The organism is Paenibacillus sp. FSL H8-0457 (assembly GCF_038051935.1).
GTDB lineage: Bacteria > Bacillota > Bacilli > Paenibacillales > Paenibacillaceae > Paenibacillus_AQ > Paenibacillus_AQ lautus_A.
Map to the genome: position 1 here is coordinate 6410001 of NZ_CP150293.1, position 23985 is coordinate 6433985.

Below are 23985 nucleotides of genomic sequence, written 5' to 3' on the forward strand. Positions count from 1 at the left end.
AACAGGGCAGCACCCAAGGCACCGAGGTCCGCGATCACGCTTCATTGCAGAAGAGCATCGAAGACGCAGGCGGGCTATGACTCATGAAGACCCTTAACATTAAATAATGCTTAACAAAAAAAGAGCTAAGGCGTTAGCTCTTTTTTTCGTCTTGTGTAACTTTATGAAGCGTCAGAATCTGGTATGCATTACAGATCAGCAACGGTACAACCATAAAAATCGTGGCGTTGCTCACTCCGATTTGCAGCACGCCGATAATCTCTACGATGGAAATGGCCATCATGAAGAACAGCGTCGGGATCCATGCGTTGGCATTTGTACTCTTTACTTTGAGGTAAGCAACGACAATGGCAATGACCAGTATGGAGATACCCAGAATCAAATCCTGCTGCAGGCTGGTGGATCCGCCGACAAACGTACGGAAGAACATCAGCTCCAGCAATGCCAGTACAGCCAACACAATCTGAATGTATTGCCAAGTCTTTCTTCGGAATATGCCAATCCCCATATAATTTAACGTCAGGTATGCAAAAAAGCCCATCTGGGAGTATACGCTCACCAGCGCCCCAGAGCCTAACAAAATCAGCGGGTATATCAATAAATCGGCCATTCCCGTGAACTCGATAGCGCCATTAAACAACTGCAGGATCAGACCTACGATCAATGCCGCCACTGCCCCGACGAGCAGCGTTTTCAAAAACAATTTGGACCACTTACGTAAGCTCAACTAACTTCCACCCCCACAGATCATTATTTTACCAACGTTCACAATAAAAAACCATTCTGAATCCGACATATTTCTGCAAATCCATCGCATACTATGCGAAGACCCGTAAGAAAAATGACAATCAACTTACTTTCACGAAAAGACAGACCGCATGCAGAAGGACTTTTCTTGCGAAAAAAGGAGGACAACGGTAATGAAGTGGCCGTTATTTCGTTTATGTATTATCGTCTTCGTTGCTGCCATGGTGCTTACCGCTTGTGGCGTAGAACAAAGCTCGTCCCCGCAGCTTGGCTATAAAGAAATCAAGTCTATGGTGGTCGACATTCTGAAAACCGACGAAGGCAAAAAAGCGGTGGAAGAAGCGCTAGGCGGCGGATCCGGCGGTTCCTCAGGCAGCGGAGGCTCAATGGGAATGCGGATGATGTCCGCCCAATCTGGCGATCAAATTCGGATGGCTGTTAAGGATACGCTGGTGTCGGATGAATATAAGAAGGAAATTGAGAAGATCATGACCGATCCGCAGTTCGCCGGCGATTTTGCCAAAGCCATTAATTCCGAGAGCAAGCAGCTGCATATGCAGCTGATCAAGGACCCTACGTATCAAAAGGCTATTCAGGATATGTTAAAATCACCGGATGTGATGAAATCGTTTCTTGAATTGACCAATACGCCGGACTATCGCAAACAGTCCATGACCGTGATGCAGGAAGCTATGCAAAATCCGCTGTTCCGCATGGAGGTTCTGGAACTGCTCAAAACGGTCGTGAAAGATGAACTTCAGCCTAAAGTGGAAAAGAAAAAACAAGGCGAGGGACAAGGCCAAGAAGAGCAAGGCGGTGGCGGCGGTGAAGGTAGCAGTGAAAGCGGCGGCGGTGAAGAAGGCGGCGGCGATGGCGGCGGCGGTTAAAGCATCCATTCCGAAAAATAGAACAAGCTCCCTGCAGAGGGAGCTTGTTTCGTCATATTATGAGTTGGTCTTAAACGGATCCTTCAAGCTTAGCCGCGATTCGTGAGGCGATCTCTTCGTAAATCGCTGCGCTCTCGGTCCCCGGTTTATAAACCGATGGCGAGAAATCCGGCTCCGAAGGGTGATTATCCGGGGCCCCCAACGGAAGCTGCGCGAGAAGCTCCGTATGAAGCGTCTCGGCAAGCTTGCCTCCGCCTCCACGACCGAACACATAATCCTTCTCTCCGCCATGGGAGCAGACATAATAGGACATGTTCTCGACGACGCCTAGAATTTCATGATCGGTCTGCAAGGCCATCGCACCCGCTCTGGCGGCAACAAACGCCGCCGTAGCATGCGGGGTGGTTACGATGATCTCTTTGCTCTGCGGAATCATTTGATGCACGTCCAGCGCCACGTCACCGGTTCCTGGCGGCAGATCAAGCAGCATGTAGTCCAAATCCCCCCAAGCGACATCGGTGAAAAATTGACGCAGCATTTTGCCAAGCATCGGTCCACGCCAAATCACCGGACTGTTCTCACGGATGAAGAAGCCCATCGACATGACCTTGACGCCAAAGCGCTCAACCGGGTGAATGACGCCGTCTTCGGTTACGGAGGGCCCTTCCTCAATACCCATCATGTCCGGTACGCTGAATCCGTAAATATCCGCGTCGATCAGACCGACCCTCTTTCCTTGTCGGGCCAAAGCTGCGGCTAAATTCACCGTAACGGTGGATTTGCCGACGCCGCCTTTGCCGCTTGCGATCGCAATGAAATGAACGCCGGATTGTTCGCTTAGAAGCGTATTCTGCTCCATGCCGGCAGCATGCCCTTTTGTCAGCTTGTCGCGATCGTTGGCTTCCTCGCGGTTCGCTTGGTTTGAGGCATTGTCCAGGGGACGCATGCGGATATGAATATCCTCTGCCCCCATCGCCTCCAGAATTTCTCTGATCTGCGCTTCCAGGGAAGCGCGTACATCTTCGCTGCTGTACGTCACGGATAGTCGAACCGTGCGTTCCTTGACTACAATATCTCGAATACGCTGGAGCTCCATCAGGCTCTTTCCGGTTTCGGGATCACGTAAAGGCTGGAGTATCTCCTGTACCGTTTCTCTAGTCAGCATATAAGCACCTCTGCTCTATGTAATGGAATAGACAATGTTTCGATATTCGTGTCTATTATACCATTACTCTGCAGCTTGTGACGACTCGCTGATGGACTCTCCGGAGGTATACCGCAAAATGCCGTTATACACGGAAGCTGCGACCTTTCTCTGGTATTTCTCGTCCCGAAGCAATTCGGATTCCTGCGGGTGGGACAAGAAACCGACCTCGACCAGGGCGGATGGCATGCGCAGGGCTTGGAGCAAATATATCTTGTCGTCCGTTTTGGCCAGACGCTGCGTATTCTCCAGGTTATGCCTAATTTCAGCTTGGATCAATTCGGCAAGTTTCTTGCTGTCCTCGTTATTCGGCGGGAAAAAGGTCTGTGCGCCTCTCCACCGATTGGACGGAATGCTGTTCAGATGCATGCTGATAAACAGGTCGGCCTTGCTGTCCTCAATCATCCGCACGCGTTGTTTGAGATCTTCCGTTTTCCGCTTGGAATATCCCTTGGTGCTTTCCGCCGCCAGGTCGTAGTCTCCTTCTCTTGTCATAATGACAAGCGCGCCTGCCTGCTGCAAGTAATCACGTAGATACAAGGTGATGGCCAGGTTTACATCCTTCTCTATGACGCCTTGGCGGCTTACTGCTCCCCCGTCTGGCCCGCCATGGCCTGCATCAAGGGCAATGACTTTGCCGGCAAGCGGCAGGCTCCAGGTATTGGACGTTTTGGCAGAGGGGATTTCGTACGTCACTACGATAATGAGCAGTGCCAGTAGTACGGCACCAATCAGGGTTTGTTTGATTCTCTTCAACGATATCCATACCGTAACCTTGTCCGTTCTCCGCCTGGACATAACAAAACCACCTCGTCCCATGAGTTGTTCTACTCCATCATATGGGACAAGGCGGTTATTTATGCCTTCGTTATACCGTGATCTGCTCTTTCATGCCTTCGATCAGTACTTGCGCAACTTCCGGGCGCGTAAATTCCGGCGGCGGGCACTGCCCCTCACGAAGCAAGCCGCGAACCTTCGTTCCCGACAAGGTCAGATGATCCTCCTTAGGATGCGGGCATGTTTTGCTCGAGGCCATGTTTCCGCATGTTGTGCAGAAGAAGCTGTGCTCGAAGAACAGCGGGGTAATGCCCAACTCTTCCGCAGTGAAATTCTTGAAAATTTCCTGTGCCTCATAAGTGCCGTAGTAGTCGCCGACTCCGGCATGATCCCGGCCCACGATAAAATGAGTGCATCCATAATTTTTACGAACCATGGCATGGAATATGGCTTCCCTTGGGCCTGCATAACGCATGGCAGCCGGAAATACGCCCAGGAAGGTACGATCCGCGGGGTAATAGTTCTCCAGCAAGGTCAGGTAGCTCTTCATCCGCACGTTGGCAGGAACGTCATCCGATTTGGTCTCTCCCACGAGCGGATTGAGGAATAGCGCATCTACGATTTCCATTGCGCTTTTCTGAATGTACTCATGTGCACGGTGGACCGGGTTTCGGGTCTGAAAGCCGACAACCGTATTCCAGCCCTTGGCTTTAAAATGTGCGCGTGTCTCTGCCGGATCAAAATAAAACTCGCCAAACCGTTCAGGCTGTGGACGATTCAATACTTGAATCGGACCTCCAACATACGTCGCAGGTCGTTCCAAAAGCTTTTTCACGCCTGGATGCTCCGGATCATCGGTCTTGAATACTTGTACAGCCTCGACTTGCTGATCGACCTGGTAGACACTCTCGACATCGATGACGCCATAAACGACGCCGTCTTCTTCTCCTACAAGCGCCGCCTTCTCGCCGACTACGAGCTTCGCCGCCGTGACTTCATCTACGGCCAGCGTGACCGGTATGCTCCACACCGTTCCGTCAGATAAACGCATATTGGAAACGACGGATTTGTAGTCCTGCTCGTTCAGAAATCCCTGCAATGGCGAAAATGCTCCGACCCCGATTAGATCCAAGTCCGAAATGCTCCAGGCGTTTACAGGGATCTTATGAAAGGTGTCAACCTGCTTCAACAAAGTTTCACGTTCTTCTCCTTGGGCTACCCGCTGTACCAGCGTACCGCCATGAGGGAGTATGGCTGTCATGAATAATTCCTCCTTCTTATGCTGCAACTGTGATAAGGCAAGTGGTTCTTATCTGTTTATTTATGAAGCCCGCACTCCGTCTTCTCATGCCCGGACCAGCGTCCTGCACGTGGATCTTCTCCCGGCATGACCTGCCGCGTGCAGTATTCGCAGCCAATGCTCGGATAATTCTGATCATGCAGCGGGTTGTAGATGATCTCGTTCGTGCGGATGTAATTCCACACATCCTCACTCGTCCAGCCCGCGATCGGATTGAACTTCACCAAACCAAACTTGGTATCATATTCAATCTTCTTCGAGTTCGCCCGGGTAGGGGCTTGATCTCTTCGTATGCCTGTGATCCAAGCCTCGTATTGAGACAGAATCCGGGTCAACGGCTCTACCTTGCGGATGTTGCAGCATTCGTTCGGGCTGACGCTCCATAATGCTTCGCCATGCTGAGCCGCTTGCTCTTCCGGCGTGATGAGCGGAGATACGCGCACAAATTCCAGGCCATAGCGTTCTGCCATACGATCCCGCGTTTCGTATGTCTCCTTGAAATGAAAGTCGGTATCCAGATAAAAAATATCCGTCGACGGACTGATCTTCTGAATCATATCGACCAATACCACATCTTCTGCTCCAAAGCTGCAAGCAAACGTTATGTTAGGAAACGTCTTGATTGCAAATTCGATGACTTCCTCAGCCGATGCGTGCTCAAGCTCTTCAGCTTGCACTCTGATCAGATCTTCTTTCTCCAGCAAATTCATGATTGGATGCCTCCCCCATTTTCATTAATCCCGATAATCCTACTGAAATAATATGAATTAAATACAGTATAAAACATTCCTAATAAATGTCAACCATCAAATCGTTACCATAAAAAACGAAAAAACCCTTCCTGCGCAAGCAGAAAGGGTCTTCTTTCTCTTCGATTTCCAAACATTTTGACAAATGCCAATCTTAGTCTGTAGTTGCCACCGATACCTCTTTAGCTCTAGTACCAGCGCCAGCACTTTTCCCTTCCGAGTCCTCGGATTTGGGAGCGGATGCCTGATTCGTCGTTCGCAGCGGAATTTCCTTCAAGAAGAATACGAGCAGCAACGCGACTACGAGGACTAACGTACCTGTGAGGAACACCATGGACAATGTATTTCCAAGTGCATCGCGGATACTGTCGATCATTTGCGCGAACAAAGGCTGTACATCAGCAGGAAGACTTGCCTGCGTTTGCTCGATCAGCGGTTTATTCATCAGTGTCTGCGGATTAGCGAAGGACAACATCTGCTGGGCTAGCTGCGGATCCACCGAGCTAAAATCCGGTGCATTAGTCGACTGAAGTGCTTCCTTCAAATTCTTCGTCAGATTGTTCGACATAACCGTTCCCATAACCGCAATCCCGATTGTACCGCCGAGATTACGGAACAATTGAGATGAAGCCGTTGCTACACCGAGCTCATTGTGGGGTACGGCATTCTGCGTAGCCAGCGAGAATACCGGCATACCCAAACCAAGACCGATACCGAAAATAATGGTACTAACGACAGTAAGCCAAATGTTGTCCATAAACACCATAATGCCCATACCGACCATCATAATTGGAACTCCAAGAAGTGCGTACCGTTTGTACTTTCCGCTCTTAGCAATGAGTTGACCTGCTATAGCACTCGTACCCATCATGAAAATCGACATGGGTATGGTTACATAACCCGCATAGGTTGGTGAGATGCCAAGCACACCTTGAACATAGAAGGAAATATAAATCATGGCACCCATCAAACCAAAGTTCATAAAAAATCCAATCAGATTAGAAACCGTAACGACACTATTTTTGAACAAACTAAGTGGCAATACCGGTTCCTTCGCCTTCATCTCTACCAAGATAAAGATTAAAGCTGATACGACTGAAGCTGCGATGAGACCAATAATCTGAGGTGATCCCCAAGCATATTCCGTACCTGCCCAAGAAAAGGCCAGCAGTAAAGGAACGATGGACGTTGTAAGGAACAGGGAGCCCAGATAGTCAATGGATTGGCCAGGTTTGCGTTCAACCTTCGGAAACAACGTCCATATCATAATAAAGGCTACTACACCCAGCGGCAGGAAGATCCAGAATAACCAACGCCATTCGATGTTATCGACCAGGTATCCGCCTAGCGTAGGGCCAAGGACACTGGAAAAACCGAATACCGCGGTCATCAGTCCCATCCATTTACCACGTTCCCGCGGCGGGAATAAGTCCCCGACCGACATAAATGCCGTTGACTGGATAATGCCGGCACCGATACCTTGAATCCCCCGATAAATAATAAACTGATACACGTCTGTCGAAGTACCCGTCAGGAAAGCTCCTAACATGAAAAATAATATACCTATCAAGATAAACGGCTTACGTCCGAACATATCGGACAGCTTGCCAACCAGTATGGTTGCGATCGTTGATGTTAACAAATAAATGTTGATGGTCCATGTGTAATAATCCATGCCATCAAGAATGGCGATAATCCGCGGCATCGCGGTGCTTGTTATCGTCTGGTTAATGGCTGCGAAGAACATCGCAGCCATGATCGCGATCATAATCGAAACTTTACGTTTAAGCGTTAAATGCTCCATGCTCCACCTCTACCTGTTGTGATTGTCTTTATCTATGTTTGACAGCATCAAGGAGAAGATTCTTCTTAAATGCTGAATGTCTTCCTCAGAGAGGAAGTCAAAAAATCCCTGGATCATTTCTTTTTGATCCTTCTTCACTTTCTTAATGATCTCAAGCCCCGGTTCCAAGAGCGTGATGTTGACAACTCTGCGGTCATCCTCGGCGCGTTCTTTCTGCAGATATCCTTCTGCAACCAATTTATCCGTCAGTCCGGTTATAGCCGGCGGCGTCAAAGACAAAACTTCAGCAAGCTCCGAGACCTTAAGAGGTCCTCTCATCTTTAATACATACAGCACCTGAAATTGAGGGAAACTTAAATTGTATTTCCCGGCGCTCGACTTGTTCCATTCTTGAGAAATGTTCTTTAGCAGCGCCCGAAACATCGACGACACCTTAAAAATCTCTTCATTGCGATCCAACCATATCACCCCTTACTGCTCCAAGAAATTACTTATCTAATTAATGATTAAATATTAATTATTTAAGTGCTTAATTAATTTGCAATTAATAATATATCTCTATTTACATATGAAGTCAAGTGGTTAACGATGTCAGATGATCATGCTCGGAAGCCAGCTTCATTCTTTCTATCCTCAACCTGTGCACATGATGTGAACAACATGCCCCAAAACACGCGAACGTATTCCAAATGTGCTCACCATGATGTGCATATCTTTGTGGACAACCTGACTACAAACGTCTTGTCCACTTAATATTCAGTAGACAGACTTCGTGCAGAGGACGGTGTATTGCGATAACCGGGAGACCTATGCTTCGAGAATTATGCTTTCAGACACCACAAAAAAGCCCTTGACCATAATGGCCAAGGGCTTGGTAAATCGAATATTAACGTTTGGAGAACTGAGGCGCGCGACGAGCTGCTTTAAGACCGTATTTCTTACGTTCTTTCATACGAGGGTCGCGAGTCAGGAATCCAGCTCTTTTCAGAGAAGGACGGAATTCAGGATCTGCTTTCAGAAGAGCACGGGAGATACCGTGACGGATTGCTCCAGCTTGACCGGAGATGCCGCCACCGTGAGCGATGACAAGCACGTCATATTTGCCCAGTGTTTCTGTCAGATTCAAAGGTTGTTTAACGATCAGTTTGAGTGTTTCCAAACCGAAATATTCATTGATATCACGTTTATTGATGACAATGCGTCCTTCACCCGGTACGAGGCGTACACGTGCTACCGAGTGTTTACGACGACCTGTCCCATAGTATTGTACTTGTGCCATGAAACTGTCCTCCTTTTTAATTAACCGCGAAGTTCGTAAACTTCTGGTTTTTGTGCTTCATGTGGATGTGCCGTGCCTGCGTATGCTTTCAGTCTCAGCTTCATTTTCTCGCCCATGCGAGTTTTAGGAAGCATGCCGTGAACCGCGCTTTCGATTACACGCTCTGGGAATTTAGCAATCAGGTCTTGAGCTGAAGTTACTTTCAATCCACCTGGATGCAGGGAGTGACGATAATATTTCTTGTTCTCCATCTTTTTGCCAGTGAGGTGGATTTTCTCGGCGTTGATAACAACCACGAAATCCCCTGTGTCAACATGTGGAGTGAATTGAGGCTTATGTTTGCCGCGGATCAGAGCCGCAACTTCACTTGCCAAACGGCCAAGCGTTTTGCCTTCGGCATCAACGATGTACCATTTGCGCTCAACTTCATTTGGCTTCGCCATATAGGTGGTACGCATGTATAGTTCCTCCTTGTATTCGTCCGAAAATCATCATTAATTTTCATCATTTATCTTCGTTCATGTGTAAAGCATTTTCATGGTGATGCTGTCTTGCTATTGGCATTCTCTTAACCGGGGCTGTGGGAGAGCCGTTAAGAAAACACAACTTATATAATACAGGATTACGCCCACTTCCGCAAGTGTTTTTTGCTTTTCTACCTTACACCCTGCGGTTTGATTCAAACAAGCCGCCAAACGCATCCCGAATGCTTTCCGGTTCTTTGGGGAATAACCGTCTGCGTGGTACGTACCGCGTCAGTCATTGCAGCTTCTCGTGGCCGGCGATATCGTAATCCACTTCCCATAACATCAAGCCCTTGCCCATCGCTGTGGGACCGGCTGCCGCCCGATTTTGGGCTTCCAATATGACCTTCATATCATCCGGATGACGCTTGCCTTCCCCTACCTCAATCAACGTTCCCATAATGATCCGGACCATGTGCTGCAGAAACCCGTTCCCGGATATGAACGTATGAATGATTCCTTGATCTCTGGTGCCTGGGCGGCACATGGATGTATCCTTCTCGATCCAAGCATCAAAAATCGTACGGACATGGGACGGCTTCGTCGACTTTCGTGACGCAAACGTTGTAAAGTCATGCGTTCCGATCAGATGAGAAAGTCCCTGCTCCATCGCTGCGATATCCAGTTTTCCATGATGATGGATCTGGTACCGCCGGTTGAAGAGATCCGGATATTGATTCGCATTGATGGTAAAACGATAGGTTTTGCGTTTCGCTGCATGGCGGGAATGGAATTCCATCGGTACCTCCATTGCATCCGAAACCACGATATCTTCCGGCAGCCAAGTGTTTAATGCCATGCACCAACGCTCCACGGGAATGGGGGAAGCCGTGTAAAAATTAAATACCTGGGCGCGGGCATGCACCCCGGCATCTGTCCGGCCGGAAGCCGTAATCTTGAGCTGCTCTCCGGACAAGCGGCGAATGGCTTCCTCCAAATAGTCCTGAATCGTGTGGCCACCGGGCTGGGTCTGAAAGCCGTTATAATCGGTACCGTCGTAACTGACCTTCATCAGAAGATTACGCATTGCTTGCCTCCTGCGTGCTTTCATCGAATGATTCCGCAACGAAACTTGCGATTTAGAATCTCATCAGCATCGCTGATAACTCATGAGTTCCATATCTATCAAAAAAAGAGCCCCATAGGAGCTCCTTTTCATCATGTTAAGCCGAACCCTTCGAGTCAGCCACATGACTAGAAGGTCCCCGTTATCGTAGCCCATGGAGTAGTCGAGACGAGTCGAACCAAATGATCGACTATATCTCGCACCACTTCCCGTTCATGGCTCCTAGAATAAACATCTGAAGAGCCGGGCATACATAACTTCAGTCACTTCAATGGAACAAAACGAAATTACGCGCGATCTACCAGTTCCAAATAAACCATTGGAGCTGCGTCACCACGACGAGGACCCAGTTTCAGGATACGCGTGTATCCGCCTGGACGCTCTACGTAGCGAGGAGCGATTTCGGAGAACAATTTTTGGATTGCATCTTGTTCACCGTCAACTGTTTCACGACGCACGAATGCAGCTACTTGACGACGAGCGTGCAGATCACCTTTTTTTGCTTTTGTGATCAGTCTCTCAGCGATCGAACGAACTTCTTTCGCTTTGGCTTCAGTCGTTTGAATACGCTCATATAAGAAAAGGTCGGTTACCAGGTCACGGAACAACGCTTTACGCGCACTGGAATCGCGGCCCAACTTTTGGTATGCCATGTGTTTTTCCCTCCTTTGCTAAGCTAAGCCGAATCTGCTATTCTTCCGTACGAAGTCCCAGGCCCAACTCTTCGAGCTTCTCTTGAACTTCCTCCAAGGATTTGCGTCCGAGGTTCCGGACTTTCATCATATCCTCTTCGGTTTTCGTAGTCAGCTCTTGTACCGTATTAATGCCGGCACGTTTCAAGCAGTTGTAGGAACGAACGGAAAGATCCAGCTCTTCGATCGTCATTTCAAGCACTTTTTCTTTCTTGTCTTCTTCTTTCTCGACCATGATCTCCGCATCCTTCGCTTCGTCGGTCAGACCCACGAAGAGGAACAGATGCTCAGTCAAGATTTTCGCGCCGAGACTAACGGCTTCTTCTGGGCGGATGCTGCCATCCGTCCAAATTTCAAGCGTCAGTTTGTCGTAGTTGGTTACTTGGCCAACACGCGTATTTTCCACGCCGTAGTTAACACGGCTAATCGGAGTGTAGATCGAATCGACGGGAATGACGCCGATAGGCTGGTCATCGCGTTTGTTCCGATCCGCCTGGACATAGCCACGACCGCGACTGGCAAAAATACGCATATGAAGTCTTGCACCAGGGCCCAGCGTCGCAATATGAAGATCCGGATTCAGAATCTCCACATCACTATCCGCACGGATGTCACCAGCAGTAACAACCCCTTCACCCTCCGCATCAATCTCGAACACTTTCTCTTCATCGGAATGAATTTTCAGAGACAAAGCTTTCAGGTTCAGGATGACCTCGGTCACGTCTTCCATGACACCCGGAATCGTGGAGAATTCATGAAGCACGCCATCGATTTGAATCGATGTGACGGCTGCACCCGGGAGTGAGGATAACAAGATGCGGCGAAGCGAGTTCCCCAGCGTCGTGCCATATCCTCTCTCTAGAGGCTCAACAACGAATTTCCCATAGGTTCCTTCTTCATTGACATCAACGGTCTCAATTTTCGGCTTTTCGATTTCAATCACGCAAGTACCCCTCCTTCAAACGTCGCTCCTATATGAAACTGTCATCTTATCCAGTAATCCATGTAGTAGTATGCCTAAACAACCATTATTAGCAGATTGCAACGGATTTATACCACATTAACAGGATGACTTCATTATACGCGACGACGTTTTGGTGGGCGGCATCCGTTATGTGGAATTGGTGTTACGTCTTTGATCAGGTTAACTTCGAGACCTGCTGCTTGCAGGGAACGAATTGCTGCTTCACGACCAGCACCAGGACCTTTAACCATGACTTCCACCGCTTTCATACCGTGTTCCATAGCCGCTTTGGCAGCTGTTTCAGCAGCCATTTGCGCAGCGAACGGGGTCGACTTACGGGAACCTTTAAATCCAAGGCCGCCGGAGCTTGCCCAAGAAATCGCGTTTCCGTGAGGATCCGTAATCGTTACGATTGTATTGTTGAACGTGGAGCGGATATGAGCCACGCCACTTTCAATATTTTTGCGGTCACGACGTTTAGTACGTACGACTTTTTTTGGTTTAGCCATTGTCTATTATCCCCCTTTCTTATTTCTTCTTGTTCGCTACGGTACGACGAGGACCTTTACGTGTACGAGCATTCGTTTTAGTACGTTGACCACGAACAGGCAATCCACGACGGTGACGAATACCGCGGTAGCAGCCGATCTCCGTGAGACGTTTAATATTTAAGGAAATTTCACGACGCAGGTCACCTTCTACCTTAACCATACCATCGATCGTTTCGCGCAATTTGCTGACTTCATCTTCTGTCAAATCACGGACACGAGTGTCTGCATTGATTCCAGTTTCTTTCAATACTTTCTGGGAAGTCGTTTTACCGATTCCGAAAATGTAAGTCAAGGCGATCTCAACGCGTTTGTCACGTGGCAAATCCACACCAGCTATACGAGCCATTTTACGCTACACCCCCTTCTTTAACCTTGTTTTTGTTTGTGTTTCGGATTTTCACAGATAACCATTACGTTCCCTTTGCGGCGAATGACTTTGCATTTTTCGCAAATAGGCTTTACAGAAGGTCTTACCTTCATGCTAATTACCTCCTCCAAGTTTTACGTTGTAAAACCAGCTTCGAAACTAAAGTAGTTTGTTACCGCTGCTGAGTTTTACGTCAGTAAAACCGCTTCGCAGCTTTCCTTGATTCCCCGGGGGAACCTTGAATCTATTTACGGTACGTGATACGACCTTTGGTTAAATCGTACGGCGAGAGTTGAACAACCACTTTGTCTCCTGTAAGGATACGGATAAAGTGCATCCGCAGCTTTCCGGAAACATGAGCGAGAATCTGGTGACCATTCTCCAGCTCGACTTTAAAGGTAGCATTCGGCAACGGCTCGATGACCGTTCCTTCGACTTCAATGACATCTTCTTTAGCCACAGTTAGTCTCCTTTCTGATCTGCCTTGGATTTATCGGATACAAATTGGCCAAGTGCGAAACGCAGTTTACCGTTTGTAACCCGACCGCTTTCTTGCAAACTGTTTACCACTTCACTGCTAATGTAGGATTGAGGTTCAAGATGAAGAACATTCTTCTTCTTGGCCCCGTCAAACTTGCGTTTGTCCCCATCCGCGATCCACACGAACCTGCTGTCCTCAATCGAAACGATAACGGCATACTGTCCGGCATCTCTGCCCTTCAGTATCTTAACAATCTGACCGGGTTGTAGCGTGATTTCATGATTCAATGTCATCACCCTATTCCGGCAGCTTCGTCAAAATTTCCATGCCATCCGGCGTGACTGCTACCGTATGCTCGAAGTGAGCACATAGTGAGCCGTCAACCGTTACAACCGTCCAGTTGTCTTCCAGCGTCTTGACATGCCGTTTCCCGGCATTGACCATCGGCTCAATCGCGAGCACCATGCCCGGTTTGAGTCTTGGTCCGCGGTCAGGGATGCCATAGTTCGGAATTTGCGGATCCTCATGCAGATCGGTACCCACGCCATGACCAACGTACTCCCGGACGACAGAGAAACCTGCATCCTCGATATGACGCTGAATGGCATGAGAGATTGTAAACAAGCGGACATCGGGTTTGACTAGCGCAAGTCCAGCATAGAGCGATCCTTCCGTAACGTCCAGCAAACTCTGGGCCTCTTCGGAAATTTCTCCTACAGCGTAGGTCCATGCCGAGTCACCATGGTAACCCTGGTATTGCGCGCCGATATCAAACGTAACGATATCGCCCTCGATCAATTTGCGTTTGCCTGGAAATCCATGCACCAATTCTTCGTTGACTGATGCGCAAATGCTGGAAGGAAATCCGTTGTAGCCTTTAAAAGATGGCACAGCGCCTTGGCTTCGAATGAACTTGTCGGCCATCAGGTCCAGTTCCCCGGTCGTAATGCCCGGTTCAACATGAGCGGCAAGGAGTTTGTGGCATTCCGCCACGATCCTTCCTGCTTCTCTCATCAAGCTCAGTTCCGTTTCGGATTTACAAATGATCATTATACTTAACCTCTCAGTATAGACGCAATTTGTGATGAAACCGCGTCGATTTCCTGATCACCATCGATTTGACGCAAAAGACCTTTGTTCTCATAAAACGTGAGGAGTGGTGCTGTTTTGTTGATATATTCGTCTAAACGAATGCCGACGCTCTCTTCGTTATCATCGGAGCGCTGGTACAATTCGCCGCCGCATTTATCACAAATGCCTTCCTGTTTAGGAGGATTAAAGATCACATGATAAGTCGAACCGCAGTTTTTGCAAATCCGGCGGCCGGTTAGGCGGGCCAGAAGCTTTTCCCGATCCACTTTCAGGTTGATGACGTGATCGAGACCAGTATTCAAGCGGGCGAGGATGTCATCCAGCGCTTCCGCTTGCGAAAGGGTTCTTGGAAAGCCGTCCAATAAAAAACCTTTTTCGCAATCGGACTGCTGCAGACGCTCTTCCACAATACCAATCGTTACGTCATCCGGTACCAGCAGACCCTGATCCATGAATTCCTTCGCTTTGATCCCGATGGGAGTTCCTTGTTTGATCGCGAGACGAAATGCATCGCCCGTAGAAATATGAGGAATACCGAATTCATTCACGATGTTTTCTGCTTGCGTTCCTTTTCCTGCCCCAGGAGGACCCATGAATAAGATGTTCACCTTACGTCACTCCCTCCCCTTGATTGACTAGCAAGAACAACACAATAGGCGCCGGGAAGCGATACAGACCACTCGCCGGAACCTATCGCCTATTTATTGATAAAACCTTTGTAATGACGTTTGATCAGTTGGCTTTCGATCTGCTTCATCGTATCCAGTGCAACACCGACGACGATCAAGAGGGACGTACCACCAATCTGAACCGTACGAGGAAGACCTGCAAGTGATCCAAAGAACACCGGAAGTACGGAGATCACGGCCAGGAACAGAGCTCCTGTCATGGTCAGACGGGTCATAACCCGTGTCAGATACTTCTCGGTAGCTTTACCAGGACGAATGCCCGGCACATAGCCGCCGTTCTTCTTCATATTATCAGCCATTTGGTTCGGATTCATCTGCACGAAGGTGTAGAAGAACGTGAAACCAATGATCATGAGTACATACAGTACCATTCCAAGCGGGCTGTCATAAGCCAGGTTCGCCGTAATCCATTTCGCCCAATTCTGGTGTGCCCAGAAGCTGGCCAGGATAACCGGGAACTGCAGCAATGACATCGCAAAGATTACCGGAATAACGCCTGCTCCGTTAATTTTGAGCGGAATGTGTGTGTTCTGTCCACCGTACATTTTGTTTCCTACAACACGCTTCGCGTATTGAACCGGAATTTTACGGATACCTTGCTGAATGAATACAACACCGGTAATGATCAGAACCAAAATCAAGAGGATGATGACACCCTTCAGAATGTTCATGAAGACCTGACCATCCTGAATGAAGTTCGATTCAATCGTTGTCCGAATGTGCATCGGAATACCAGCAGCGATACCTGCAAAGATAATGATCGAAATACCGTTACCGATTCCGCGTTCCGTAATCTGTTCGCCGAGCCACATCAAGAATGATGTACCTGCAGTAAGAACGATCGCGATCACGACGAAGTCGATAAAGGTTGCTCCAGGAACCATTTCGGCGCCATACAGGCGGTTAAACCCGATGGACATACCGAACGCCTGAATCAGACCCAGTATTACCGTACCATAACGAGTAATTTGAGCCAACTGTTTCTTCCCGTGTTCCCCTTGTTTGTTCCATTCCGCAAACTTTGGAATGACGTCCATCGACAGCAACTGCACGATAATGGACGAAGTAATATATGGAAATATCGAAAGGGCGAAGATCGAAAACTGCGATAACGCGCCCCCCGAGAACGTGTTAAGAAGACCGAACAACTCATTGCCTGCCTGATTTGTCTGGGTAAAGACATCCTTGTTAACACCGGGAACCGGTACAAAGGATCCGATACGGAAGATGATCAGAACGAATAAGGTGAACAAAATACGCTTGCGAAGGTCCTCGACACGCCATATATTTTTCAGGGTCTTAAACATTAGATCACCTCGGTTTTACCGCCGGCAGCCTCGATCTTCTCTACCGCAGATTGAGAAAACTTATTAGCTTTTACAGTCAAAGAAACGGTAACTTCACCGTTGCCAAGAATTTTGATTCCGCTCTTTGTATTGTTAACAATACCGCTCTCAACCAAAACTTCTGGAGTCACTTCAGTACCTGCTGCAAAGCTGTTAAGTTCTTCGATGTTCACAATCGCGTACTCTTTCCGAGTTGGGTTTACGAAACCGCGCTTCGGAAGACGACGATACAATGGGTTCTGTCCACCTTCGAAGCCTGGACGTACACCACCGCCGGAACGAGAGTTTTGTCCTTTGTGACCGCGACCCGACGTTTTACCCGTACCGCTACTAGTACCGCGTCCAACGCGCTTGCGCTCTTTGCGGGATCCAGGTGCTGGGCTCAGCTCATGTAACTTCATCGTTCGTTGCACCTCCTTAATATGTCCGGGGATAAACTGCCCGGGATTAACCTTCGATTTCTTTAACAGAAACCAGGTGATTTACTTTCTTGATCATTCCGCGAATTGCAGCATTGTCGCTTTGAACCACGGAATGGTTGATTTTGCGAAGTCCGAGTGTTTTCACGGTTGCACGCTGATCCTCTGGACGACCAATCACGCTGCGTACGAGGGTGATTTCAAGTTTAGCCATGAGATTCCCTCCTTAACCCAACAGCTCTTCGACGGATTTGCCGCGAAGCTTGGCAACATCTTCAACACGCTTCAGGCGGGACAAGCCTTCCAAAGTCGCATTGACCATGTTCATGGAGTTCGAAGAACCTAGAGATTTTGTCAAAATGTCGCCTACGCCAGCCAGCTCGAGTACTGCACGAACCGGTCCGCCAGCGATAACCCCAGTACCTTCAGATGCCGGCTTCAACAATACGCGGCCTGCTCCGAAGTGTCCTGTTACGAGGTGAGGAATAGTGGTTCCAACAAGTGGAATGTGAATCAGGTTTTTCTTAGCATCTTCAATACCTTTGCGGATTGCATCCGGTACTTCGCCTGCTTTACCGATACCTGCTCCTACCCAACCTTTGCCATCACCGACAACTACCAGTGCGCTAAAGCTAAAGCGACGTCCGCCTTTTACAACTTTAGCAACGCGGTTAATGTTTACTACTCTTTCAGTCAGTTCTAAAGTGTTAGGATCTACACGCAAGTCGTTTACCTCCTTTTGAAAATATCTTAGAATTCAAGGCCTGCTTCGCGAGCTGCCTCTGCAAGTGCTTGAATACGTCCATGGTACAAATATCCACCACGATCGAATACGATCGATTTATAACCTTTGTCCGCTGCACGTTTTGCAACGAGTTCGCCGACTTTACGAGCGGATTCAACGCTTCCGCCGTTCTTGATGTCGTTAACCAGTTCTTTGTCCAGCGTAGAAGCTGATGCCAAAGTCACGCCAGCCACGTCATCGATCAATTGAGCATAAATGTGTTTCGAAGAACGGAACACGTTCAAACGTGGACGTTCTGCAGTGCCTTGGATTTTCTTACGGACACGCAGGTGTCTTTTCAGACGAGCTTTGTTCTTGTCTTGTTTCGTGATCATGCTTCCATTTCCTCCCTTCAGTTTTGCCTTAAGAGCTTCACTTTTAGACGCATCGGGTAAGTATGGGAGAAGAGGCAAGTTATCCACCAGGTGAATCCCCAGTCAGCTAACCTTACTTCTTCTTACCAGCTTTACCTTCCTTACGGATAATGCGTTCACCTTCGTATTTAATCCCTTTACCTTTATAAGGCTCAGGCTCACGTACGGAACGGATCTTAGCAGCGTATGCACCTACGCGCTCTTTATCGATACCGCGAACGGTGATTTTTGTGTTTGACGGCACATCGAATTCGATGCCAGCTTCCGGTGTAATTTCAACTGGGTGGGAGTAACCCACGTTCAGAACGATTTTATCTCCGGTTTTGCTTGCACGGTACCCGACACCTACCAACTCCAGGTTTTTCGAGAATCCTTCAGTTACACCGTTGACCATATTCGAGACAACGCTGCGGGTCGTGCCGTGAAGAGAGCGATGTGTTTTGTTGTCGGAAGGACGAACAACATTGATCTCGTTGTTTTCTACTGTAATTTGCATGTCTTTATGCAACTCACGAGTCAAGGTACCTTTAGGTCCTTTTACGGTGATTACAGTGTTATCCAGTGTGACTTCCACACCGTTAGGAATAGCAATTGGTTTACGACCAATACGGGACATTCATTACACCTCCTATCTTGTGACGTTGATTACCATACGTAGCAGAGAACTTCTCCGCCAGCTTTGGATTGACGAGCTTCTTTGTCGGTCATAACTCCCTTAGACGTGGAGATGATCGCAATACCCAAACCACCAAGTACGCGAGGTACTTCGTTGCTCTTCGTGTAAACGCGAAGACCTGGTTTGCTGATTCTTTTCAGACCTGTGATTACGCGCTCGTTGTTGGAACCATATTTCAGGAATACACGAATGATCCCTTGTTTATTGTCTTCCACAAACTCTGCATCACGGATGAAGCCTTCACGCTTCAAGATGTCAGCGATTTGTTTTTTAATCGTCGAAGCAGGCATTTCTACTGTTTCGTGGCGAACCGTGTTCGCGTTACGAATACGAGTTAGCATATCTGCAATTGGATCGGACATAGTCATGTAGGATAAACCTCCTTCCCGTTTATAAACTTCTTACCAGCTTGCTTTTTTCACGCCAGGAATCTGGCCTTTATAAGCTAATTCACGGAAACAAATTCTGCAAATTTTAAACTTCTGCAGTACCGAATGTGGGCGACCACAACGTTCACAACGGGTATATGCCCGTACTTTGAATTTCGGTGTACGTTGTTGTTTAACTTTCATCGAAGTTTTTGCCACTTAGCCTGACACCTCCTAAATAGTTTCGGAGAAAAGGACAACCGTCTTATTTCGCGAAAGGCATGCCCAGTTGAGCAAGCAGTTCACGGGATTCTTCGTCGGTTTTGGCAGTCGTTACGATAACGATGTCCATACCGCGAACCTTATCCACTTTGTCATACTCAATTTCAGGGAAAATGAGCTGCTCTTTCAGACCGAGCGTATAGTTACCGCGTCCGTCAAATGCTTTGGTGGACACGCCTTGGAAGTCACGTACACGTGGAAGTGTAACGTTGAACAGCTTGTCGAGGAAGTAGTACATACGCTCACCGCGCAGCGTTACCTTCACACCGATTGGCATGTTCTCACGCAGTTTGAATCCCGCGATGGATTTCTTTGCACGGGTGATAACCGGTTTTTGACCAGCAATCAGCTGCATGTCGTTCACAGCGGAATCAAGCACTTTCGAGTTGGCTACAGCGTCGCCCACACCCATGTTGATGACAACCTTCTCGATTTTTGGTACTTGCATTACTGTCTTATAGCTAAACTTCTGCATCAGAGCAGGAGTTACTTCGTTCAAAAAACGCTCTTTCATTCTTGCTGCCATGATTCAAGGACCTCCTTTCTAAACCGTCTTATTTATCGATAACTTCTCCGGATCTTTTAGCTACGCGAACTTTTTTACCGTTGTCCAGTACTTTGTAACCGATACGAGTTACTTTTCCGCTCTTCGGATCAACGTGCATAACGTTCGATACATGGATCGGAGCTTCCTTCTCGATGATACCGCCTTGTGGGTTCATTTGGTTTGGCTTCTGGTGCTTCTTAATCATGTTCACACCTTCAACCAAAACACGATTTTCACGAGGGTACGCTGCGATGACACGGCCTTTTTTGCCTTTGTCTTTACCGCTGATGACGATAACTGTATCATCTTTTTTCACGTGCAGTTTGTTGCTATGGGATTCCAGAACTTTTTTCACTTTAGGCATTCGTTACACCTCCTATGACTAGCCAGTTCAACTATTTATCGGGTTCCCGAAAAGTTACGTCACTTTTTGGGGTGTTATTAGATTACTTCCGGAGCCAAGGAAACGATTTTCATGTAGTCTCTTTCGCGAAGTTCGCGAGCAACTGGTCCGAAAATACGAGTTCCGCGTGGGCTTCTGTCGTCTTTAACAACAACAGCTGCATTCTCGTCAAATGAGATGTAAGATCCGTCTTTACGACGTACAGAACGCTTCGTACGAACGACTACCGCTCTTACTACATCACCCTTTTTGACAACGCCGCCTGGTGTTGCTTGTTTGACGGAACATACGATCAAATCACCGATTTGAGCTGTACGACGACCAGTACCACCCAATACGCGGATACACATCAGTTCCTTCGCACCGGAGTTGTCAGCAACAGCTAAACGTGTAAATGGTTGAATCATTTAAATTTCCTCCTTCCATCAAAAACTGATCATATCTTAGATGATAACCGCTTTTTCAACCACTTCTACCAGTCTCCAGCGCTTGTCTTTGGAGAGAGGGCGAGTTTCCATGATTTTAACGGTATCTCCGATTTGAGCTTGATTGTTCTCATCATGCGCTTTAAATTTTTTCGTGTATTTAATGCGTTTGTGATACAAGTCATGCTTCTTATAAGTTTCAACAGCTACAACAATGGTTTTATCCATTTTATCGCTGACAACTTTACCGATTTGCACTTTACGAGCATTGCGTTCTTCGCTCATTTGTTAGCCTCCTTCCTGAATACAGAACATGACGTTCCATTTCATTAACTAATCCCAAGTTCTCTTTCACGGATAACGGTTTTAGCACGAGCTATTTCTTTGCGAACGTCACGGATCCGAGTCGGGTTATCAAGCTGGCCAGTGGCCAATTGAAAACGGAGGTTAAAGAGTTCCTCTTTAAATCCGGCGATTTTTTGCTCGATTTCTGCAGTGGTTAAGTTGCGCAGTTCATTAGCTTTCATTTGCTTCACCACCCACTTCTTCTCGTTTCACAAACTTCGTTTTTACAGGCAGCTTGTGAGCGGCGAGACGCATCGCTTCGCGGGCGATTTCCTCGGACACGCCTCCAAGTTCAAACATGATCTTGCCTGGTTTTACAACGGCAACCCATTTCTCAACGTTACCTTTACCGCTACCCATCCGCACTTCGAGAGGCTTTTGAGTAATCGGCTTATCTGGGAAAATCTTGATCCATACTTTACCGCCACGACGGATGTAACGAGTCATCGCGATACGAGCAGCTTCGATCTGACGGTTCGTGATCCAGCCTGGTTCTGTAGCTTGCAGACCGAATTCGCCGAAGTTCAGTTCAGTACCGCCTTTCGCTTGGCCTCTCATATGGCCGCGCTGTTGTTTGCGGTGTTTTACACGTTTTGGTACCAACATGATTAGTTGCCTCCTTCCTGAGCAGCTTGTTTCTTAGCCGTAGGAAGAACCTCTCCACGATAGATCCATACTTTCACGCCGATACGGCCGTAAGTCGTATGCGCTTCTGCTGTACCATAGTCGATGTCTGCACGAAGCGTATGAAGTGGAACAGTTCCTTCACTGTAGCCTTCCGTACGAGCAATCTCGGCTCCGCCAAGACGTCCGCTGACCGATGTTTTAATCCCTTTCGCTCCAGAGCGCATAGTTCTTTGAATCGCTTGTTTCAGTGCACGACGGAAAGATACACGACGTTCCAGCTGTTGTGCAATGCTTTCAGCAACAAGAATTGCGTCCAGTTCAGGGTTTTTGATTTCAGAAATGTTGATGTGAACTTTTTTACCGCCGGCGATTTTAGTCACTTGTCCGCGCAGTACTTCTACTTCGGAACCACCTTTACCGATAACCATACCTGGCTTCGCAGTGTGGATCGTCACGTTCACACGATTAGCCGCTCTCTCGATTTCGATACGGGATACAGCGGAGTCTTTCAATTTATTTTTCAGGTATTCACGGATTTTCACGTCTTCCAGCAAAAGATCACCGAAATCTTTGCCTGCATACCATTTGGATTCCCAATCACGGATAATACCGATACGGAGTCCTACTGGATTTACCTTTTGGCCCACACGTTTTCCCTCCTTATTTTTCAGCTACCACCAAAGTAATGTGGCTGGTGCGTTTATTGATCCGGCTTGCACGTCCCATCGCACGAGGGCGGAAACGTTTCATAGTCGGTCCCTGGTTGACATAAGCTTGCGTCACAACCAATTTAGTTACATCCAAAGAGTAGTTATGCTCAGCGTTTGCGATAGCCGAGTTCAAAAGCTTCTCAACAACCGGAGATGCAGCTTTCGGAGTGTGACGAAGAATTGCGATCGCTTCGCCCACTTGCTTACCGCGGATCAAGTCAACAACGAGTTGAGCTTTACGAGGAGCAATACGAATCGATCTAGCATGTGCTTTTGCTTCCATATGTTTAACCTCCTCTCAAACAAAGAGCTTCGTTAATTATCTTCTTGTTTTCTTATCGTCTTCATGACCTTTGTAAGTACGGGTTGGAGCGAACTCACCCAACTTGTGTCCTACCATGTCCTCAGTTACATATACAGGTACATGTTTACGGCCATCGTATACACCGAACGTGTGACCGATAAATTGCGGGAAAATAGTGGAGCGGCGGGACCAAGTTTTGATCACAGCCTTTTTGCTTGAGGCGTTCATATCCTCCACTTTTTTGAGCAGATATCCGTCAATAAAAGGTCCTTTTTTCAAACTACGGCTCATATTGAAATCCTCCCTTCATCAAATTGTCTCGTTACCTTCGGGCCTGACACGAAGTTATGCACTTAAGCGCGCATTACTTCGTGCGGCGGCGAACGATATATTTGTCAGAAGCTTTGCCTTTTTTACGAGTCTTAGCACCAAGGGTTGGTTTACCCCATGGAGACATAGGAGACTTACGTCCGATTGGAGCGCGGCCTTCACCACCACCGTGAGGGTGATCGTTAGGGTTCATGACGACACCGCGTACTTCAGGACGTTGTCCGAGCCAGCGGCTGCGGCCTGCTTTACCGATTTTGATCAACTCATGGTCTTGGTTACCCACAGAACCGATGGTTGCACGGCAAACTTTCAGGATGCGGCGAACTTCACCGGAAGAAAGACGAACCGTTACGTACTTGTCTTCTTTACCGAGAAGCTGAGCTTCTGTACCAGCAGCACGAACCAATTGTCCGCCTTTGCCTGGTTTCAATTCGATGTTGTGGATAACGGTACCTACTGGAATGTTTTCCAGAGGAAGCGCGTTACCGATCTTGATGTCAGCACCTACTCCAGATACTACTTGGTCTCCAACTTTCAGACCTTTAGGAGCGATGATATAACGCTTTTCACCATCTACATAGTGAATCAGAGCGATGTTGGAAGTACGGTTCGGGTCGTATTCGATTGTAGCAACGCGACCTGGAATGCCGTCTTTATTCCGTTTGAAGTCGATGATACGGTATTTACGTTTGTGTCCGCCGCCATGGTGACGAACCGTAATTTTACCTTGGTTGTTGCGGCCAGCTGTTTTGCTCAGTGGAGCCAGCAACGATTTCTCCGGCTGATTCGTGGTGATTTCTTCGAAAGTCGACACGGACATGTTGCGTCGAGCCGGGGATGTCGGTTTATACTTTTTAATAGGCACTGAATTT

General features: G+C 48.0%; 39 protein-coding genes (1 of these 39 cut by a window edge). 2 read left to right on the forward strand and 37 right to left on the reverse strand.

Annotated features, from left to right (window positions below; translation table 11 throughout):
* Window positions 1-80, forward strand: the 3' end of a protein-coding gene (gene pdaB, locus MHI43_RS28955; RefSeq protein ID WP_009589226.1) for a polysaccharide deacetylase family sporulation protein PdaB. 724 nt of this gene lie to the left of the window's left edge; only the last 80 of its 804 coding nucleotides appear in the window; its start codon lies off the left edge, out of view; its stop codon occupies window positions 78-80.
* A gap of 53 nt (window positions 81-133) precedes the next feature.
* On the opposite strand, the gene MHI43_RS28960 is transcribed toward pdaB, so the two are convergent.
* Window positions 134-727: a KinB-signaling pathway activation protein gene (locus MHI43_RS28960; protein WP_015737612.1), complete on the reverse strand. Its 594-nt coding sequence runs from the start codon at window positions 725-727 to the stop codon at window positions 134-136.
* 193 nt (window positions 728-920) lie between these two features.
* Here MHI43_RS28960 and gerD point away from each other — a divergent pair, with 193 nt between their 5' ends.
* Complete coding sequence (gerD, locus tag MHI43_RS28965) at window positions 921-1634, forward strand: spore germination lipoprotein GerD (RefSeq protein WP_036662722.1); 714 nt, start codon at window positions 921-923, stop codon at window positions 1632-1634.
* A gap of 70 nt (window positions 1635-1704) precedes the next feature.
* Here gerD and MHI43_RS28970 read toward each other — a convergent pair whose 3' ends face one another.
* From MHI43_RS28970 to rplB, 36 genes are all read right to left on the reverse strand, one after another.
* Complete coding sequence (locus MHI43_RS28970) at window positions 1705-2799, reverse strand: Mrp/NBP35 family ATP-binding protein (protein WP_015737614.1); 1095 nt, start codon at window positions 2797-2799, stop codon at window positions 1705-1707.
* Between the two features lie 63 nt (window positions 2800-2862).
* The gene (cwlD, locus tag MHI43_RS28975; protein ID WP_009589216.1) at window positions 2863-3636 is read right to left on the reverse strand and encodes an N-acetylmuramoyl-L-alanine amidase CwlD; all 774 of its coding nucleotides are present in this window, start codon (window positions 3634-3636) and stop codon (window positions 2863-2865) included.
* A 70-nt stretch (window positions 3637-3706) separates the two neighbouring features.
* Complete coding sequence (gene sat / locus MHI43_RS28980) at window positions 3707-4876, reverse strand: sulfate adenylyltransferase (RefSeq protein ID WP_036662725.1); 1170 nt, start codon at window positions 4874-4876, stop codon at window positions 3707-3709.
* A gap of 56 nt (window positions 4877-4932) precedes the next feature.
* The gene (locus MHI43_RS28985) at window positions 4933-5625 is read right to left on the reverse strand and encodes a phosphoadenylyl-sulfate reductase (protein ID WP_015737617.1); all 693 of its coding nucleotides are present in this window, start codon (window positions 5623-5625) and stop codon (window positions 4933-4935) included.
* A gap of 193 nt (window positions 5626-5818) precedes the next feature.
* Window positions 5819-7468, reverse strand: a complete 1650-nt coding sequence (locus MHI43_RS28990; protein WP_015737618.1) for an MDR family MFS transporter — start codon at window positions 7466-7468, stop codon at window positions 5819-5821.
* A gap of 9 nt (window positions 7469-7477) precedes the next feature.
* Window positions 7478-7927: a MarR family transcriptional regulator gene (locus tag MHI43_RS28995; protein WP_036662727.1), complete on the reverse strand. Its 450-nt coding sequence runs from the start codon at window positions 7925-7927 to the stop codon at window positions 7478-7480.
* A 427-nt stretch (window positions 7928-8354) separates the two neighbouring features.
* Window positions 8355-8747 (reverse strand): 30S ribosomal protein S9, encoded by a 393-nt coding sequence (gene rpsI / locus MHI43_RS29000; protein WP_006212891.1) that lies wholly within the window; start codon window positions 8745-8747, stop codon window positions 8355-8357.
* Window positions 8748-8767: 20 nt separating this feature from the next.
* Entirely contained in the window at window positions 8768-9205 is a 438-nt protein-coding gene (rplM, locus tag MHI43_RS29005; RefSeq protein WP_009589234.1) for a 50S ribosomal protein L13, read from the reverse strand.
* 301 nt (window positions 9206-9506) lie between these two features.
* Complete coding sequence (truA, locus tag MHI43_RS29010; protein WP_036662730.1) at window positions 9507-10298, reverse strand: tRNA pseudouridine(38-40) synthase TruA; 792 nt, start codon at window positions 10296-10298, stop codon at window positions 9507-9509.
* A gap of 326 nt (window positions 10299-10624) precedes the next feature.
* Complete coding sequence (gene rplQ / locus MHI43_RS29015; protein ID WP_009589203.1) at window positions 10625-10990, reverse strand: 50S ribosomal protein L17; 366 nt, start codon at window positions 10988-10990, stop codon at window positions 10625-10627.
* 37 nt (window positions 10991-11027) lie between these two features.
* Complete coding sequence (locus tag MHI43_RS29020; protein WP_006212895.1) at window positions 11028-11972, reverse strand: DNA-directed RNA polymerase subunit alpha; 945 nt, start codon at window positions 11970-11972, stop codon at window positions 11028-11030.
* Between the two features lie 134 nt (window positions 11973-12106).
* On the reverse strand, window positions 12107-12502 hold the full coding sequence (gene rpsK / locus MHI43_RS29025; RefSeq protein ID WP_009589209.1) for a 30S ribosomal protein S11: 396 nt from the start codon (window positions 12500-12502) through the stop codon (window positions 12107-12109).
* Window positions 12503-12521: 19 nt separating this feature from the next.
* Complete coding sequence (gene rpsM / locus MHI43_RS29030; RefSeq protein ID WP_006212897.1) at window positions 12522-12890, reverse strand: 30S ribosomal protein S13; 369 nt, start codon at window positions 12888-12890, stop codon at window positions 12522-12524.
* A 20-nt stretch (window positions 12891-12910) separates the two neighbouring features.
* The gene (gene rpmJ, locus MHI43_RS29035) at window positions 12911-13024 is read right to left on the reverse strand and encodes a 50S ribosomal protein L36 (protein ID WP_003333770.1); all 114 of its coding nucleotides are present in this window, start codon (window positions 13022-13024) and stop codon (window positions 12911-12913) included.
* 131 nt (window positions 13025-13155) lie between these two features.
* Window positions 13156-13371 carry a translation initiation factor IF-1 gene (infA, locus tag MHI43_RS29040; RefSeq protein ID WP_006212898.1) on the reverse strand — a complete coding sequence of 72 codons (216 nt, stop codon included), beginning with the start codon at window positions 13369-13371 and terminating at the stop codon, window positions 13156-13158.
* A 2-nt stretch (window positions 13372-13373) separates the two neighbouring features.
* Window positions 13374-13685 carry a KOW domain-containing RNA-binding protein gene (locus MHI43_RS29045; RefSeq protein ID WP_015737620.1) on the reverse strand — a complete coding sequence of 104 codons (312 nt, stop codon included), beginning with the start codon at window positions 13683-13685 and terminating at the stop codon, window positions 13374-13376.
* A gap of 4 nt (window positions 13686-13689) precedes the next feature.
* Complete coding sequence (gene map / locus MHI43_RS29050) at window positions 13690-14442, reverse strand: type I methionyl aminopeptidase (RefSeq protein WP_036662733.1); 753 nt, start codon at window positions 14440-14442, stop codon at window positions 13690-13692.
* Between the two features lie 5 nt (window positions 14443-14447).
* The gene (locus tag MHI43_RS29055; protein WP_009589204.1) at window positions 14448-15092 is read right to left on the reverse strand and encodes an adenylate kinase; all 645 of its coding nucleotides are present in this window, start codon (window positions 15090-15092) and stop codon (window positions 14448-14450) included.
* Window positions 15093-15181: 89 nt separating this feature from the next.
* Entirely contained in the window at window positions 15182-16480 is a 1299-nt protein-coding gene (secY, locus tag MHI43_RS29060; RefSeq protein ID WP_009589213.1) for a preprotein translocase subunit SecY, read from the reverse strand.
* A complete protein-coding gene (gene rplO, locus MHI43_RS29065) occupies window positions 16480-16920 on the reverse strand; it encodes a 50S ribosomal protein L15 (protein WP_006212903.1) in 441 nt (146 codons plus the stop codon). The genes secY and rplO overlap by 1 nt, the downstream gene beginning before the upstream one ends.
* A gap of 46 nt (window positions 16921-16966) precedes the next feature.
* Window positions 16967-17152, reverse strand: coding sequence for a 50S ribosomal protein L30 (gene rpmD / locus MHI43_RS29070; RefSeq protein ID WP_006212904.1), 186 nt, complete (start codon window positions 17150-17152; stop codon window positions 16967-16969).
* A gap of 12 nt (window positions 17153-17164) precedes the next feature.
* Window positions 17165-17662 carry a 30S ribosomal protein S5 gene (gene rpsE, locus MHI43_RS29075; RefSeq protein WP_009589212.1) on the reverse strand — a complete coding sequence of 166 codons (498 nt, stop codon included), beginning with the start codon at window positions 17660-17662 and terminating at the stop codon, window positions 17165-17167.
* Window positions 17663-17688: 26 nt separating this feature from the next.
* The gene (gene rplR, locus MHI43_RS29080) at window positions 17689-18057 is read right to left on the reverse strand and encodes a 50S ribosomal protein L18 (RefSeq protein WP_009589217.1); all 369 of its coding nucleotides are present in this window, start codon (window positions 18055-18057) and stop codon (window positions 17689-17691) included.
* A gap of 112 nt (window positions 18058-18169) precedes the next feature.
* On the reverse strand, window positions 18170-18712 hold the full coding sequence (rplF, locus tag MHI43_RS29085; protein ID WP_009589224.1) for a 50S ribosomal protein L6: 543 nt from the start codon (window positions 18710-18712) through the stop codon (window positions 18170-18172).
* Between the two features lie 29 nt (window positions 18713-18741).
* Entirely contained in the window at window positions 18742-19140 is a 399-nt protein-coding gene (rpsH, locus tag MHI43_RS29090) for a 30S ribosomal protein S8 (RefSeq protein ID WP_006212908.1), read from the reverse strand.
* A 33-nt stretch (window positions 19141-19173) separates the two neighbouring features.
* Window positions 19174-19359: a type Z 30S ribosomal protein S14 gene (locus MHI43_RS29095; protein WP_013312154.1), complete on the reverse strand. Its 186-nt coding sequence runs from the start codon at window positions 19357-19359 to the stop codon at window positions 19174-19176.
* A gap of 46 nt (window positions 19360-19405) precedes the next feature.
* Window positions 19406-19948, reverse strand: a complete 543-nt coding sequence (rplE, locus tag MHI43_RS29100; RefSeq protein ID WP_007132558.1) for a 50S ribosomal protein L5 — start codon at window positions 19946-19948, stop codon at window positions 19406-19408.
* Between the two features lie 28 nt (window positions 19949-19976).
* On the reverse strand, window positions 19977-20333 hold the full coding sequence (rplX, locus tag MHI43_RS29105; RefSeq protein WP_006212910.1) for a 50S ribosomal protein L24: 357 nt from the start codon (window positions 20331-20333) through the stop codon (window positions 19977-19979).
* 77 nt (window positions 20334-20410) lie between these two features.
* Window positions 20411-20779 (reverse strand): 50S ribosomal protein L14, encoded by a 369-nt coding sequence (gene rplN / locus MHI43_RS29110; RefSeq protein WP_006212911.1) that lies wholly within the window; start codon window positions 20777-20779, stop codon window positions 20411-20413.
* Window positions 20780-20815: 36 nt separating this feature from the next.
* Window positions 20816-21082, reverse strand: coding sequence for a 30S ribosomal protein S17 (gene rpsQ, locus MHI43_RS29115; protein ID WP_009589223.1), 267 nt, complete (start codon window positions 21080-21082; stop codon window positions 20816-20818).
* A gap of 44 nt (window positions 21083-21126) precedes the next feature.
* Window positions 21127-21324, reverse strand: a complete 198-nt coding sequence (rpmC, locus tag MHI43_RS29120; RefSeq protein ID WP_007132561.1) for a 50S ribosomal protein L29 — start codon at window positions 21322-21324, stop codon at window positions 21127-21129.
* Window positions 21314-21748 carry a 50S ribosomal protein L16 gene (gene rplP, locus MHI43_RS29125; protein ID WP_009589221.1) on the reverse strand — a complete coding sequence of 145 codons (435 nt, stop codon included), beginning with the start codon at window positions 21746-21748 and terminating at the stop codon, window positions 21314-21316. Before rplP ends, rpmC begins: the two co-directional genes overlap by 11 nt.
* A 2-nt stretch (window positions 21749-21750) precedes the next feature.
* A complete protein-coding gene (gene rpsC, locus MHI43_RS29130; RefSeq protein ID WP_006212915.1) occupies window positions 21751-22416 on the reverse strand; it encodes a 30S ribosomal protein S3 in 666 nt (221 codons plus the stop codon).
* A 13-nt stretch (window positions 22417-22429) separates the two neighbouring features.
* Complete coding sequence (gene rplV, locus MHI43_RS29135) at window positions 22430-22762, reverse strand: 50S ribosomal protein L22 (RefSeq protein WP_015737624.1); 333 nt, start codon at window positions 22760-22762, stop codon at window positions 22430-22432.
* Window positions 22763-22798: 36 nt separating this feature from the next.
* Window positions 22799-23074 (reverse strand): 30S ribosomal protein S19, encoded by a 276-nt coding sequence (rpsS, locus tag MHI43_RS29140; protein WP_036662739.1) that lies wholly within the window; start codon window positions 23072-23074, stop codon window positions 22799-22801.
* 73 nt (window positions 23075-23147) lie between these two features.
* Window positions 23148-23978, reverse strand: a complete 831-nt coding sequence (rplB, locus tag MHI43_RS29145) for a 50S ribosomal protein L2 (RefSeq protein WP_009589218.1) — start codon at window positions 23976-23978, stop codon at window positions 23148-23150.
* Window positions 23979-23985: the final 7 nt, after the last annotated feature.